The sequence below is a fragment of the Blautia sp. HCN-1074 genome, from assembly GCF_037890165.1.
GTDB lineage: Bacteria > Bacillota > Clostridia > Lachnospirales > Lachnospiraceae > Blautia_A.
The window spans coordinates 144,816-159,454 of sequence record NZ_JBBKBP010000001.1 but is presented as its reverse complement, the minus strand read 5'-3'; the positions used below and the strand labels follow the sequence as shown (position 1 = coordinate 159,454).

Below are 14,639 nucleotides of genomic sequence, written 5' to 3'. Positions count from 1 at the left end.
ATACAGAACAGTTACAGAAAAATCATAGAGATTATGAAGAATATATTAGAAGAAATAGCAGCCAGAACAAGAGAAAGAATTGCAAAAGAAAAGTCAGATATTTCTGTTTCGGAGCTGGAGAACCAGATTCAGGAAGTAAATAAAAATGCAGGGCAGAAAATCACATTTCTCCAGGCATTAAAAAAAGATGGTATGTCCTATATCTGCGAGGTAAAGAAAGCCTCCCCCTCAAAGGGACTGATCGCACCGGATTTTCCATATCTGGCAATTGCAAAGGAATATGAACAGGCAGGTGCAAGTGCAATCTCCTGTCTCACAGAACCTTTTTATTTCCAGGGAGCAGACCGGTATCTGAGAGAAATCGCAGCCACTGTAAAAATACCTGTACTCCGCAAGGATTTTACAGTAGATGAATATATGATCTATCAGGCGAAATCCCTTGGTGCTTCCGCAGTATTGCTTATCTGTGCCATCCTGGATGACGGAGAATTAAGAGCATACAGACAGCTTGCAAAAGAATTGGGACTGGATGCGCTGGTAGAAGCACACGATGAGTACGAAGTGGATAGAGCCTTAAATCTTGGGGCAGAGATCGTGGGAGTCAATAACCGGGATCTGAGAACCTTTCAGGTAGATATGAATAACAGCATCCGCCTGAGAAAAATGGCGCCGGACAATGTAGTTTTTGTTTCTGAGAGCGGAATCCGCACCTCGGAGGATATCCGGCTTCTTTATGAGAATAAAGTAGACGCGGTACTGATCGGGGAAACACTGATGAGAAGCCCGGACAAGAAAGTAGCACTGGAAAGCTTGAATGGCAGTCCGTTACGCTGAGAGATCAGATATCATCTGGGAGGATAGAACATGACCAGAGAACAACAGCAAAGAACAAAAATTAAAATTTGTGGTCTGAAACGTCCGGAAGACATTACCTATGTAAATGAAGCAAAACCTGATTACTGCGGATTTATCATAGGATTTCCCAAAAGCAACAGAAATGTTACGGGCGTGCAGCTAAGAGAACTTACTGCAAGGCTGGCTTCGGACATTATCCCTGTAGGTGTTTTTGTAAATGCAGCACCTGAGCGTGTGGAGGAACTTCTTCTTGACGGAATCATCCATATTGCACAGCTTCACGGACAGGAAGATGAGACATATATACGGAGAATCCAAAAGAATACAGGTCATCAGGTTATAAAAGCCTTTTCCGTAAAAACAGCTCAGGATATTGAAAATGCCCTGAAAAGTCCGGCGGATTATATACTGCTTGATCAGGGAGGCGGTGGAACAGGACAGACCTTTGACTGGTCACTGATCCCGGAGATAGACAGACCGTTTTTTCTGGCAGGAGGACTGGGCACAGAAAATCTGGAAACAGCCGTCCGGACCATTCATCCCTATGCAGTAGATCTGAGCAGCAGTGTGGAGACGGATGGAATGAAAGACAGAGATAAGATTTTGAAGGCAGTTCAACTGGCGCATATGAAATAAGATAATAATTCAGAAGGAGGACATATACAGATGTCAAAAGGAAGATTCGGCATCCATGGAGGACAGTACATTCCGGAAACACTGATGAATGCTGTCATCGAACTGGAGGAAGCCTACAACCACTATAAAGATGACCCGGAGTTTAACACAGAGCTTACAGAGCTTCTGAACGAATATGCGGGAAGACCATCCCGTCTCTATTTTGCATCCCACATGACAGAAGATCTGGGCGGAGCAAAAGTATACTTAAAGAGAGAAGACTTAAACCACACAGGTGCTCACAAGATCAACAATGTACTTGGCCAGGTACTTCTTGCAAAAAAAATGGGCAAGACCCGTGTGATCGCAGAAACAGGTGCAGGCCAGCACGGTGTGGCAACAGCAACAGCAGCAGCTCTTATGGGTATGGAATGTGAAATCTTCATGGGAAAAGAAGACACAGAACGTCAGGCATTAAATGTATACAGAATGCGTCTTCTCGGAGCAAAAGTAAACGCAGTTACTTCCGGTACAGCCACACTGAAGGACGCTGTTTCCGAGACAATGCGAGAGTGGACAAACCGTATTTCCGATACACATTATGTACTTGGTTCTGTAATGGGACCTCATCCGTTCCCGACAATTGTCCGTGATTTTCAGGCAGTGATCTCCAAAGAGATCAAAGAGCAGATCCTTGAAAAAGAAGGCAGACTTCCGGATGCGGTGCTGGCATGTGTGGGCGGTGGCTCCAATGCGATCGGAACATTCTACAACTTCATCAATGACAAAGATGTTCGTCTGATCGGATGTGAGGCAGCAGGACGTGGCGTAAATACGGCAGAGACAGCAGCTACCATTGCAACCGGCAAACTGGGAATCTTCCATGGAATGAAATCTTATTTCTGCCAGGATGAATATGGTCAGATCGCACCGGTATATTCCATTTCCGCAGGTCTGGATTATCCTGGAATCGGACCGGAGCATGCACATCTCTATGATACAGGACGTGCAGAATATGTACCTGTCACAGACGAAGAAGCAGTAGAGGCCTTTGAATATCTATCCAGAACAGAGGGAATCATTCCTGCTATTGAGAGTGCTCATGCAGTAGCTTACGCAAAGAAAATTGTTCCGCAGATGGGCAAAGACCAGATCGTGGTCATAACAATTTCCGGACGTGGAGATAAGGACTGCGCAGCAATCGCGCGTTACAGAGGGGAGGATATCCATGAATAAGAGAATTACAGAAGCATTTGAAAAAGGAAAGGCATTTATCCCGTTTATTACCTGTGGAGATCCGTCTCTGGAAGTGACAGAACAGCTTGTCTATGCAATGGAGGAAGCAGGTGCAGACCTGATTGAGCTTGGAATTCCGTTTTCTGATCCTACAGCAGAGGGAACTGTGATCCAGGGAGCAAATGTGAGAGCACTTTCAGGTGGTGTGACTACAGATAAGGTATTTGACATGGTGGTAAAGATCAGAAAGAACAGTTCTGTTCCGATGGTGTTTATGACTTATGCAAACGTAGTATTTTCTTATGGAACGGAACGGTTTATTAAGACTGCGGCAGAGATTGGCATGGATGGATTGATCTTGCCGGATGTGCCGTATGAGGAAAAAGAGGAATTTGACAGTGTATGTAAGAAATACGGTATTGATCTGATCTCTCTGATCGCGCCGACTTCTCATGAGAGGGTCGCACAGATTGCGAAGGATGCGGAAGGGTTTGTGTATTGTGTTTCTTCTCTTGGTGTTACAGGAACAAGAACTAATATTACTACAGATATCGGTGCAATGGTGAAATTGGTAAAAGCTGCGAAAGATATTCCTTGTGCAGTAGGTTTTGGAATCTCCACACCTGAGCAGGCGAAGAAGATGGCAGCACAGTCGGATGGAGCGATTGTAGGATCTGCAATTGTGAAGTTGTGTGCACAGTATGGCAGGGATTGTGTGCCCTATGTGAAAGAGTATGTGAAATCTATGAAAGATGCTGTAATGGAAGCTTAGGAATTAAAAAGGGACGCGCAGAAACATATTTCATTTCGTGTGCGGTTTCGGAGCCTAAGAACTTCTGCAAATGCACACGAAATGAAATATGTTTCTGCGCTGTGTATTGGTATGAACTGAAAATACTGCAAGCAATCCAGTCCATCATAGCGTGAAGAGCTGCGGAGTAATTTGTATCTTTTATAAGAAAGATTTTAGAATCTGCAGTACTCCGTTTTCCCAGTAGGGTGGGCAGGTATTTTGGGCAGCAGCCTGGACTTCCGGTCGGGAATTAGAAACTGCATAGCTATAACCTGCTTCACGGAGCATTTCAATATCATTGATATTATCTCCGAAAACACAGGTTTCATCAGGCGCAATTCCCAGATGTTTTTGCAGGAAATCCAGAGCCGGACCCTTGCCGGATCCCTGGAGAGTGGCATCCATCCATTCTTTACCTGCAGAGACCAGAGTGACTTTATCTTTCCATGCAGGGGTAAATACAGGAGCACATAATTCTTCACAGGCATTAGGATGATAGACAGAGAATTTGATGATCTGCTGATCCTCAAGGATGCGTGGATCAGAAATTTCCTGGATATCATATCCGTAAGAATCTCTCAGCCAGTGAAACATACGGCTGCCGCCATCCTCTGCAAAGCCACGGTCAGGTGTGGCAATATAGTAATCGCAGGAAGGCAGACTCTCATGAACCATAGAAAGCATTCCTTTCCATATTTCATCAGGCATAGTATCTACCTTCAGAATCTCCTTCGGAGTTCTTACCACAGTGCCGCCATCAGTGATGTAAAGCAGCCTGTCTGCAACAGGTGCAAACAGCTTCCTCTCACTTCGATATTGGCGCCCCGAGCACGCAACGAAAATAATACCCTTATCAAGCAGACGATGGATCACATCCATATACTCCCTGTCAATCGCCAGAGTTCCATCCTTCACCAGAGTTCCATCTATATCTGAAGCAATCAATTTAATCATATGAATAAGAAATCCTTTCTATTTATTAATAAATACAATCCCCATTTTATCACGCACAAATATAACTTGCCATAAATAATTAAGAAAAATTACAACTATTCACCAGTCCCGTTTCATGCGTTACTATCCTGCAAAATGTTTTGTGAGAAAATCTCATCTGCGTAGCCTGGCGTTGCAAGGCGCATTACTGTGAACGAAGTGAGCAGTAACAGCTCGGCAGTCCCACAGCCAACCAACAGGCAGGAAATATTTTTGTTTTCAGGTGCATTTGCAGTGGGCGTAGCAACTCTTGGTGCGTGGGAATCTGCGTTATTCAAAAAATGCTCACTGTCTGAGCGAAGCGAGTTTGAGCATTTTTTGAATGCTTTTAGCAGATTTCCACACACCTAGAGTTTCTAGCCCGCGAAACCGCACCTGAAAACAAAAATATTTCCTGCCGTCCCCAAACTTTTTTTGCCCCATGAACCCCATTGACTTTTCCCCTCTTTTTTCTTATATTATATAAATAGAATTCCGCGTACCCATAAACCTACGCGTTCAAACTCTGAAAAAGAAGGAGGAATGCATAAAAATGGATAAGAAAATGCTCTTTGTTTTCAACCCAAAAGCAGGCAAAGGTAAGATCAAAGCAAACCTGCTTGATATCGTGGACATTTTTAATAAAGGTGGTTATGAAGTCATTATCTATTCCACACAGAAACCAAAAGATGCCTATGAGAAAGCCAAAGAATACGAATCCAAAGTAGATCTTATCGTATGCAGCGGCGGAGACGGGACTCTTGATGAGGTGGTTACCGGAGTAATGGAAAAGAAGAGTTCCATTCCCATCGGATACATTCCGGCAGGAAGCACCAACGACTTTGCAAACAGTCTCTTTATGCCGAAAAGCATGACAGATGCCGCTTCCATGATCATGGAAGAGAAACTTTATCACTGTGACATCGGCAGATTCAATAACCAGAGCTTTACATATATAGCAGCTTTCGGTCTTTTCACAGATGTAGCCTATCAGACAGATCAGGATCTCAAGAATATCCTTGGCCATGTAGCCTATCTTCTTGAGGGAGTGAAACGCCTTTTTGATATCAAATCATACCATATGAGAATTGAATCCGAAGAATTAACTGTGGAGGATGACTTCATCTTTGGAATGATCACCAATTCCCGTTCAGTGGGAGGGTTTAAGAACCTTACAGGCAAGAACGTGGATATGAATGACGGACTTTTTGAAGTTACCATGATCACAAGACCGAAGAATCCGCTGGAATTGCAGGAGATCATGACTGCAATGCTGACAGCAGAGGACAATACAGATCTGATTCATTCTTTTAAATCAGCCAGGGTGACTATTACCTCAGAAGAACCGGTACCATGGACTCTGGACGGTGAATACGGCGGCAGTCATACACAGATAGAGATTGAAAACTGCCACGAAGCACTGAATCTGTATCTGAAAAGTACAAAAAATGAGGAAACCAGATCAATTGGAATTTCCCCGTTAATAAATAAAAAGGAGAAATAAAATGGGTGAGTATATCAATGTAGTAGAGACTTTTGGATGTGACGTGTTTAATGATTCCGTCATGCAGGCACGACTTCCAAAGAAGATCTACAAAGAATTGAAAAAAACCATAGAAGAGGGCAAAGAACTGTCTATGGAGATTGCGGATGTAGTAGCACACGAGATGAAAGAATGGGCCATCGAGAAAGGTGCCACACATTACAGCCACTGGTTCCAGCCTCTTACAGGTGTGACAGCAGAGAAACATGATGCCTTTATCACAGCTCCGATGGATAACGGCAAGGTCCTGATGTCTTTCTCCGGAAAAGAACTGATCAAAGGTGAACCGGATGCATCTTCTTTCCCGTCCGGTGGATTAAGAGCAACTTTTGAAGCAAGAGGATATACAGCATGGGACTGTACATCACCGGCTTTTGTCCGTCATGATGCAGCAGGCGGAACACTCTGTATTCCTACTGCATTCTGTTCCTATACAGGAGAAGCACTTGACCAGAAGACACCACTTCTTCGTTCTATGGAAGCAATCAACACCCAGGCACTCCGTCTGCTGAGACTTTTCGGAAATACAACTTCTAAGAAAGTAACTCCGTCAGTAGGAGCAGAGCAGGAATATTTCCTGATCGATAAAGAGAAATGGCTTCAGAGAAAAGACCTGATCTATACAGGCAGAACTCTTTTTGGAGCTATGCCTCCGAAGGGACAGGAAATGGATGACCATTACTTCGGAAGTATCCGTCAGAGAATTTCCGCATACATGAAAGAGGTAAATGAAGAATGCTGGAAGCTTGGAATTCCTGCAAAGACACAGCATAATGAGGTTGCCCCTGCACAGCATGAGCTTGCACCGATCTATGCACCGGTCAATATCGCAGCAGACCAGAACCAGATGATGATGCGTATCCTTAAAAAGGTTGCCAGCCGTCATGGAATGCGCTGTGTTCTTCATGAGAAACCATTTGCAGGTGTGAACGGTTCCGGTAAGCATAACAACTGGTCTCTTACCACAGATGACGGAATCAATCTTCTGGATCCGGGCAAAACACCTCATGAAAATATTCAGTTCCTTCTGGTCCTCACCTGTATCCTGAAAGCAGTAGATGAACATGCAGATCTTCTGCGTGAATCTGCGGCAGATGTGGGAAATGACCAGAGACTTGGCGGCCATGAGGCACCGCCGGCAGTGATTTCCGTATTCCTTGGAGAGCAGCTTGAGGATGTTCTGGAACAGCTGGTCAGCACAGGAACAGCAACTCACAGTAAAAAGGGAAGTAAGCTGGAAACAGGTGTTAAGACTCTGCCTGATTTCATGAAGGATGCCACAGACCGTAACCGTACTTCACCTTTTGCTTTCACAGGAAATAAATTTGAATTCCGTATGGTGGGCTCAAGAGATTCTATTTCCGCATGTAACGTAGTCCTGAATACGATCACAGCAGAAGTATTTAAGGAAGTATGTGACCGTCTGGAAAAAGCTCCTGATTTCGAACTGGCGGTACATGACCTGATCAAAGAATATGCCACAGATCATCAGAAGATCGTATTTAACGGAAACGGCTATGCGCCGGAATGGGAGAAAGAAGCTAAACGCCGTGGACTTCCAATCCTTCCGAGCATGGTAGATGCAATCCCTGCACTTACTACAGAGAAGGCAGTGAAACTCTTTGAATCTTTTGATGTATTCTCAAGAGCCGAGCTTGAATCACGTGCAGAGATTAAATATGAGATTTATTCTAAAGCAATCAATATTGAAGCAAAGACCATGATCGACATGGCAACCAAGCAGATTATTCCGGCAGTTATCAGATATACCACTGTTCTTGGCGAATCCATCAATACAGTGAAGACAGCAGGCGAAGGGCTGATCGATGTAAGTGTACAGCTTGACCTGCTTAAGAAAGCGTCAAAACTCTTAAAGGCTGCAAACAGTGCCATGAGTAAGCTGAGCAAACTGGTTGAGAAGACCCAGGAATATGCAGAGGGACGGGACAGAGCCGTATTCTGCAGAGAAAAGGTAGTTCCTGCAATGGAAGCTTTACGTGAGCCTGTGGATGAACTGGAAATGATCGTAGATAAGGAAATGTGGCCGATGCCTTCTTATGGAGATCTTGTATTTGAAGTATAATGTTGTAAAAATATAAAGAAGAATGCTATAATGAAAGGGTCGTGAATCTGTAAAAGATAAGCGGCCTTTTTCTATAACACAAACTGGACTATAATAGTTATATAAAGGAGAACTAAATGGAAGAACTGAAATTTCTGGAGGAGCAGCAGGTAGCCCCTGAACTGATAAAGAGAGTAGAAGAATTTCGTAGCCGGTATGAGGTGGCACCGGAGACCGCAGACAGGATTGTGAAACCATCCATTCCATTTTACGGAAAAGATATTCTGGAAATGGCCATTGCCGGACTGCTCAAAGGGGAGAACCTGTTACTCACCGGTCCGAAGGCAACAGGAAAAAATATCCTTGCAGAGAACCTGGCATATATTTTCAACCGCCCCGCGTACAATGTTTCCTTTCATGTAAATACAAACAGCGGAGATCTGATAGGCACAGACACTTTCGTGGACAATGAAGTTAAGCTTCGCAAAGGAACTATCTATCAGTGTGCAGAATACGGTGGTTTCGGAATCCTCGACGAGATTAATATGGCAAAGAACGATGCAGTTTCCGTTCTCCATGCAACTCTGGATTATCGTCGTTCCATCGATGTCCCGGGCTATGACAAAATTGATCTTCATCCGGCTGCCCGTTTTATTGGAACCATGAATTACGGTTATGCAGGAACCAAAGAACTCAATGAAGCGCTGGTATCCAGATTTCTGGTCATTGACATGCCGGCTCAGACTGAAGAATCCCTGGAATTTATTTTCCACCGGATGTTCCCGAATATAAAAGAAAACGCCAGAACACAGTTCATAGGAGTTTTCCTGGATCTTCAGCTCAAAGCCACAAACAGTGAAATTTCCACCAAACCTCTGGATCTGCGAGGTCTCCTTGCAGCCATGAAGATTGTAGAAACCGGACTTTCTCCGAGAAAAGCAGTTACTATGGGAGTGGTGAACAAGACTTTCGATATTTTCGAGAAAGAAATCGTAGAGGATATTGTGAAAACCAGAATTCCGGCAGACTGGACAAGGGATGATGTATATGAAAGATGAGAAAATCGTAGAAATCGACGATTACCGTCTGGAACTGGAAAACAGGATCCGCAATCTCCTCTGGACTATCAGCGGGGATTACACATTAAATATGAAAGTAGATGTTTCCCTGTATCTGCGCTCAAAAGCAATTGCTCTGTATGACGGCATCAAGCAGGGCGCTCTGGCGAAATATTATGACAGGAATCTGCTTGGTTTATATCTGGTAAAAAAAGTCTTCTGTCAGGCAGGAGAAGGAGAACTGACTGCAGTAGCACAGCTATGTGTAGAAGAAGCAATCGGGGACAAAATCTGTCAGGAGCGTCCGGGAGTCCGGGAGATGCAGAGGGAAGCATTCGAGGATATCCTGGATCAGGAGTTTGAACAGATGCCCGCATACGGAGATATTCTCGGTCGCCTGAAGATTGCCATCCTGCGTGACCGTTTGCAGAATGGAAACCATTATGTAGAAGAGCGTCTTCGGAAAATCCGCGACATGGTTTACAAAGCCAGAACAGCTGCAGACACTATAGAACTGATCCGCATTATTGACGGTCTTTACAACACTATCATTGATCCGAATTTTGAGAAAGATCATGGAACACTGGAACAGGTTATGGCAGTCACCATGGAAGAACTGACAGAATACGACTGGGAAGATTTTCTCACAGAAGAACTTTATGAGGAAGCTCTGGAGAGTTACATCGAACAGATGACAAATAAGATTACGGACATGGAAGATACTGCTGTCACTGAAGAAATGGAAAAACAGCGCCAGACCAAACACAAAATTACAATTCTCACAGAGGAAGAACTTGAGAAAGCATACACCTATGTAGAGTTGAATTTCGGAAAAACTTATCTCACTCCTGCAGAAGAGAAGCGAATGAATTATCTGATGTGCAGGGAACTTCACAGAGACTGCAGCCTTTATTTTACAGAAGGAATTCTTAAGAATCCGGTCAAACGAAACTATCAGTACGAATATGCAGTGCGATTAAAGAATAAGAATATCTGGCTCTACCATGACAAACACAGGATCGTAAAGCAGAACATCGCATCCCTCACAGATCTTTTGCGAAAGACGCTGGTGCTGAAAAGCGAGACGCAGGAAGTACTGTCAGACAGAGGAACGATCATTCCGTCCAGACTCTGGCGTGTGGGCAGAAGCAGTGAAGCAAATCTGTTTAAAAGAGAATTGAAATCTGATGCATCTGATTTTGTAGTAGATGTGCTGATTGATGCCAGCGGTTCCCAGATGTCCAGGCAGGGAGATGTGGCATTACAGGCCTACATCATCAGTGAAGCATTAAGCAATGTAAACCTGCCTCACCGTGTCATGAGCTTCTGCACATTCTGGGACTATACGATCCTTCACAGATTCCGCGAGTACGATGATCCACAGTCAGCCAATGAAAATATTTTTAATTATGTAACTTCTTCCAATAACAGGGACGGACTTGCTATTAAAACCGCAGGATACGGTCTGCTTCAGAGACCTGAGGAGAAAAAAATCCTCATTGTATTAAGTGATGGAAAACCATACGATGTCATCGTAAACAGACCTCACGCAAAGAATCCGGAACCTTATATGGGAAAATATGCAGTTAATGATACTGCAACAGAAGTGCGGCACCTGCGAAACCTTGGAGTAAGTGTTCTGGGAGTGTTTGCGGGGGAAGAAAAGGATCTTTCCACAGAAAAAAAAATATTTGGCAAAGATTTCGCATATATCCGGAATATTTCGAATTTTTCCAGAATTGTTGGGAAATACCTGATTAAACAGTTGGATTCGGATGAATAGACTGATAAAACAGGGCGAAAATATGCCGTTTGAGCGTGTTGATATGTTAAGAGATTATAAGATTAGCACGTCAATATGATAAAGTGCATAAAAACCAGTTTTTTCACCTTGCCTTTTTGTACAAATTTCGCTATAATGTTTTATGTTTATAAATTAATACAAAAGGGAGAGGAAATCATGAACGAAAACAAAGAGTTCAAACCGTATATTCCGGCTGACAAGATCACACCAGAATTTACGGTGACATCCATCATCATGGGTGTTATCCTTGCAGTCATCTTCGGTGCAGCCAATGCTTATCTTGGTCTGCGTGTTGGTATGACTGTATCTGCTTCCATTCCGGCAGCAGTTATTTCCATGGGCGTAATTCGCAAGATCATGAAAAAGAACTCCATTCTGGAGAGCAACATGGTCCAGACAATCGGTTCAGCCGGTGAATCACTGGCAGCCGGTGCAATTTTCACAATGCCTGCTCTGTTCCTTTGGGCAGAAGAAGGACTTTGTGAAATGCCGGGTATCGTGGAAATTACATTAATCGCACTTTGCGGTGGTGTTCTTGGTGTACTTTTTATGGTACCACTTCGTAACGCACTGATCGTAAAAGAGCATGCAACACTTCTTTATCCTGAAGGAACTGCCTGCGCAGATGTTCTTCTTGCAGGTGAAGAGGGTGGTGCAAACGCTGCAACAGTATTCTCAGGTATGGGAATCGCAGCGATCTTTAAATTTGTAGTTGACGGTTTAAAGGTAATCCCTGCAGACGTTGCAGCAGCATTCAAAGGATTCAAAGGTGAAATTGGTATGGAATGCTATCCTGCACTTCTCGGTGTTGGATATATCGTAGGACCAAGAATCGCATCATTTATGTTTGTTGGTTCTCTTATTGGCTGGATGGTGCTGATTCCGGTAATCTGTCTGTTCGGAGCTGATACAGTTATGTATCCCGGAACAGAAACAATTTCTGCTCTTTATGCAGCAGGCGGAGCAGCTAAAATCTGGAGTACTTATGTAAAATATATCGGAGCAGGAGCTATCGCAACAGGTGGTATTATTTCCCTGATCAAATCCCTGCCTCTGATCATTACAACCTTCCGCGATTCCATGAAGAGCATGAAGGGCGGTAAGAATACAAGTACAGAAAGAACTGCACAGGATCTTCCGATGAACATTATCCTGATCGGTATTGTGGCAATGGTTGCAATCATCTGGCTTGTTCCGGCTATCCCGGTTAATCCGATCGGTGCGCTGATCATCGTAGTCTTCGGCTTCTTCTTTGCAACTGTATCTTCCCGTATGGTTGGTCTTGTAGGAAGCTCCAATAACCCTGTATCAGGTATGGCTATCGCTACTCTTCTGATCGCAACAATGGTTATCAAAGCATCCGGCAAAACCGGTATCGACGGAATGAAAGCTGCAATTGCTATCGGTTCCGTAATCTGTATCGTAGCAGCAATCGCAGGTGATACTTCACAGGACTTAAAGACAGGTTATCTCCTTGGTGCAACTCCTAAGAAACAGCAGATCGGTGAGCTTATCGGTGTTCTTGCTTCCGGTCTTGCTATCGGTGGTGTTCTTTATCTTCTGAACACTGCATGGGGATATGGAAGTGCAGAAGTACCTGCTCCTCAGGCAACTCTGATGAAGATGATCGTAGAAGGTATCATGGGCGGCAAGCTTCCATGGACACTGGTATTCATCGGTGTATTCCTTGCAATTGGTCTGGAAATCTTAAGAATTCCGGTTATGCCATTTGCTATCGGTCTTTACCTTCCAATCTACCTCAACGCTACTATCATGATCGGTGGTGTTGTTCGTATGTTCGTTGACAGAAGAAAGAATGTTGATGATAAGAAAAAAGAAGAACAGGCAACAGACGGTACACTTTACTGTGCAGGTATGATCGCAGGTGAAGGTCTTGTAGGTATCCTTCTTGCTATCCTTGCAGTAGTAAACGTAAGCAGTGTATTTGATCTCTCCGGAAGCATTAACCTTGGTAATGCAGGCGGTGTGATCCTGATGTTACTTATGATCTTAAGCCTTCTGAAATTCAGTATCTGGAATAAGAAGAAAGCCTGATCAGGCGGGGATGATAATATCTAAATGAGTAAAAAGAAAAAAGAAATACAGATCAATTATCTGGATCTCATTCCTGAGCGCAGTGCACAGCTTCGCTGGCATACGGACATCAGGGGGAGAATGGTGCTAGAAATAGAAAATAAGGGTGTATTTAATACGATTGCCCAGAAACTGTTTGGAAAACCCAGATATACGAAGATACATCTGGATGACAATGGTACATTTATCTGGCCTCTCATAGATGGCAGGAAGACAGTGGAAGATATTGCAGCACTGGTAAAAGGTGAATTTGGGGAGAAGGCAGAGCCTTTATATCCAAGGATCATTAAATACTTCCAGATAATGGAGAGTTATCATTTTGTAAATTTTATCAATAAGCCTGGAAAATAAGGTAAGAATAAGAGCGGGAGCAGTCCTTCGTGGATTGCTGCCGTTCTTGTAGTTTACGGGGAAATAAATACGGCGCAGTGATAAAGTGGCATCATAGATGCATTTGAGTATAAAATGGCCTGAGAATATCGGCTTGAATTGAATTGTGGATAAATGCTGGCTGAAAAAGATACAATGCAAACGCTGTGCTCGAAGTGAATAAGAGATAGAAACAGGAGGCGAAAGATGAAGTTGGCAAATGGAAAGAAATCAAAATTACTTGAATACTTAATGATTATTGTGGGAACCGGACTGATGGCATTGGCAATCAATTCTGTATTTGATGCATCAGGAATGGTTACCGGCGGTTTTTCCGGTGTAGCGATTATCGTAAAGGCCTGGACAAAAGGAGTCATTGACGGTGGAATCCCGCTTTGGGTAACCAATATTGGACTGAATGTTCCACTGTTTCTGATCGGATGGAAGATACATGGTTTCTCTTTTGTAAAGAAAGCACTGATAGGAGAAATTTCTCTGTCTGCATGGCTGGCCTTTCAGCCGGTATGGAATCTTGCCGGTGATGACCTCCTGCTTGCAGCTCTTTACGGCGGTGTGATCCAGGGCGTGGGAATCGGACTCGTTTTTCTTGGCGGTGGAACGACCGGCGGAACAGATATGATGGCTGCAATTATACAGAAATATCTGAAACATTATTCAATCGCACAGATTATGCAGATCATAGACGCAGGCGTTGTATTGGTTGGTATGTACGTATTTGGTATCCACAAAGCATTATATGCGATCATTGCAGTATACCTGGTCACAAAAGTATCTGACAGTCTGATCGAAGGTCTGAAATTCTCCAAAACTGCTTACATCATCACAGGAAAGCCGGATGAAATTTCAAATATGATTATCAATGACCTGGACAGAGGTGTAACCGGCATCAACGCAAAAGGAATGTACTCCGGACAGGACAAGCTGATGCTTTTTTGTGTAGTAAATAAAAAAGAAATCGTAATGTTAAAAGAAAAAGTAGATGAAATCGATCCGGCAGCCTTTGTGATCGTGACAGATGCCAGAGAAGTCCATGGAGAAGGATTCATAGAGAAAAAGTAGAAAAAGAAGAGATAAGGTGAACACTCACAAAAAAATATACAAAAAATTGTAAATTTTTTAATCTTTCCTCTTTCATTTTTGGTAAATATATATTAAAATACAATACAGGTATAAGGTTTTATGGTTAAAACGGAATAATGTTACTGAGAACGCAGTGA

The 14,639-nt window shown here is 43.5% G+C and carries 13 protein-coding genes; 11 read left to right on the top strand and 2 right to left on the bottom strand.

Translation table 11 applies throughout. The features are described 5' to 3' along the window. Positions 1–33: 33 nt before the first annotated feature. From trpC to trpA, 4 genes are read left to right on the top strand one after another with little or no spacing between them, the layout of a single operon-like run. Complete coding sequence (gene trpC, locus WKT11_RS00745; protein ID WP_181977666.1) at positions 34–834, top strand: indole-3-glycerol phosphate synthase TrpC; 801 nt, start codon at positions 34–36, stop codon at positions 832–834. 30 nt (positions 835–864) lie between these two features. Then, positions 865–1,491: a phosphoribosylanthranilate isomerase gene (locus WKT11_RS00740; protein ID WP_117675186.1), complete on the top strand. Its 627-nt coding sequence runs from the start codon at positions 865–867 to the stop codon at positions 1,489–1,491. 30 nt (positions 1,492–1,521) lie between these two features. Further along, positions 1,522–2,706, top strand: coding sequence for a tryptophan synthase subunit beta (trpB, locus tag WKT11_RS00735; protein ID WP_340281729.1), 1,185 nt, complete (start codon positions 1,522–1,524; stop codon positions 2,704–2,706). Beyond that, complete coding sequence (gene trpA, locus WKT11_RS00730; protein WP_117675184.1) at positions 2,699–3,478, top strand: tryptophan synthase subunit alpha; 780 nt, start codon at positions 2,699–2,701, stop codon at positions 3,476–3,478. Before trpB ends, trpA begins: the two co-directional genes overlap by 8 nt. A gap of 180 nt (positions 3,479–3,658) precedes the next feature. Here the strand turns inward: trpA and WKT11_RS00725 are convergent, their stop codons facing one another. Both WKT11_RS00725 and WKT11_RS00720 read right to left on the bottom strand, forming a co-directional pair. After that, complete coding sequence (locus tag WKT11_RS00725; protein ID WP_117675182.1) at positions 3,659–4,453, bottom strand: Cof-type HAD-IIB family hydrolase; 795 nt, start codon at positions 4,451–4,453, stop codon at positions 3,659–3,661. A 113-nt stretch (positions 4,454–4,566) separates the two neighbouring features. Then, entirely contained in the window at positions 4,567–4,770 is a 204-nt protein-coding gene (locus tag WKT11_RS00720) for a hypothetical protein (RefSeq protein ID WP_147417274.1), read from the bottom strand. Between the two features lie 254 nt (positions 4,771–5,024). On the opposite strand from WKT11_RS00720, the gene WKT11_RS00715 reads away from it, so the two are divergent. The 7 genes from WKT11_RS00715 (at position 5,025) to WKT11_RS00685 (ending at position 14,481) form a co-directional block, all read left to right on the top strand. Beyond that, entirely contained in the window at positions 5,025–5,975 is a 951-nt protein-coding gene (locus tag WKT11_RS00715) for a diacylglycerol/lipid kinase family protein (protein ID WP_055150387.1), read from the top strand. Between the two features lies 1 nt (position 5,976). After that, complete coding sequence (locus WKT11_RS00710) at positions 5,977–8,097, top strand: glutamine synthetase III family protein (RefSeq protein ID WP_118409007.1); 2,121 nt, start codon at positions 5,977–5,979, stop codon at positions 8,095–8,097. Positions 8,098–8,213: 116 nt separating this feature from the next. Further along, entirely contained in the window at positions 8,214–9,134 is a 921-nt protein-coding gene (locus WKT11_RS00705) for an AAA family ATPase (protein ID WP_340281703.1), read from the top strand. Beyond that, positions 9,124–10,917 carry a cobaltochelatase CobT-related protein gene (locus tag WKT11_RS00700; protein ID WP_340281700.1) on the top strand — a complete coding sequence of 598 codons (1,794 nt, stop codon included), beginning with the start codon at positions 9,124–9,126 and terminating at the stop codon, positions 10,915–10,917. The genes WKT11_RS00705 and WKT11_RS00700 overlap by 11 nt, the downstream gene beginning before the upstream one ends. A 177-nt stretch (positions 10,918–11,094) precedes the next feature. Continuing rightward, positions 11,095–12,993, top strand: a complete 1,899-nt coding sequence (locus WKT11_RS00695) for an OPT family oligopeptide transporter (protein WP_117675176.1) — start codon at positions 11,095–11,097, stop codon at positions 12,991–12,993. Positions 12,994–13,017: 24 nt separating this feature from the next. After that, a complete protein-coding gene (locus tag WKT11_RS00690) occupies positions 13,018–13,383 on the top strand; it encodes a PqqD family protein (protein WP_117675175.1) in 366 nt (121 codons plus the stop codon). Between the two features lie 225 nt (positions 13,384–13,608). After that, entirely contained in the window at positions 13,609–14,481 is an 873-nt protein-coding gene (locus WKT11_RS00685; RefSeq protein WP_117675174.1) for a YitT family protein, read from the top strand. Positions 14,482–14,639 lie beyond the last annotated feature (158 nt).

Coding starts and splice junctions, on each gene's coding strand:
- trpC (WP_181977666.1), top strand. CDS start 34: ATGAAGAATATATTAGAAGAAATAGCAGCCAGAACAAGAGAAAGAATT.
- WKT11_RS00740 (WP_117675186.1), top strand. CDS start 865: ATGACCAGAGAACAACAGCAAAGAACAAAAATTAAAATTTGTGGTCTG.
- trpB (WP_340281729.1), top strand. CDS start 1,522: ATGTCAAAAGGAAGATTCGGCATCCATGGAGGACAGTACATTCCGGAA.
- trpA (WP_117675184.1), top strand. CDS start 2,699: ATGAATAAGAGAATTACAGAAGCATTTGAAAAAGGAAAGGCATTTATC.
- WKT11_RS00725 (WP_117675182.1), bottom strand. CDS start 4,453: ATGATTAAATTGATTGCTTCAGATATAGATGGAACTCTGGTGAAGGAT.
- WKT11_RS00715 (WP_055150387.1), top strand. CDS start 5,025: ATGGATAAGAAAATGCTCTTTGTTTTCAACCCAAAAGCAGGCAAAGGT.
- WKT11_RS00710 (WP_118409007.1), top strand. CDS start 5,977: ATGGGTGAGTATATCAATGTAGTAGAGACTTTTGGATGTGACGTGTTT.
- WKT11_RS00705 (WP_340281703.1), top strand. CDS start 8,214: ATGGAAGAACTGAAATTTCTGGAGGAGCAGCAGGTAGCCCCTGAACTG.
- WKT11_RS00700 (WP_340281700.1), top strand. CDS start 9,124: ATGAAAGATGAGAAAATCGTAGAAATCGACGATTACCGTCTGGAACTG.
- WKT11_RS00695 (WP_117675176.1), top strand. CDS start 11,095: ATGAACGAAAACAAAGAGTTCAAACCGTATATTCCGGCTGACAAGATC.
- WKT11_RS00690 (WP_117675175.1), top strand. CDS start 13,018: ATGAGTAAAAAGAAAAAAGAAATACAGATCAATTATCTGGATCTCATT.
- WKT11_RS00685 (WP_117675174.1), top strand. CDS start 13,609: ATGAAGTTGGCAAATGGAAAGAAATCAAAATTACTTGAATACTTAATG.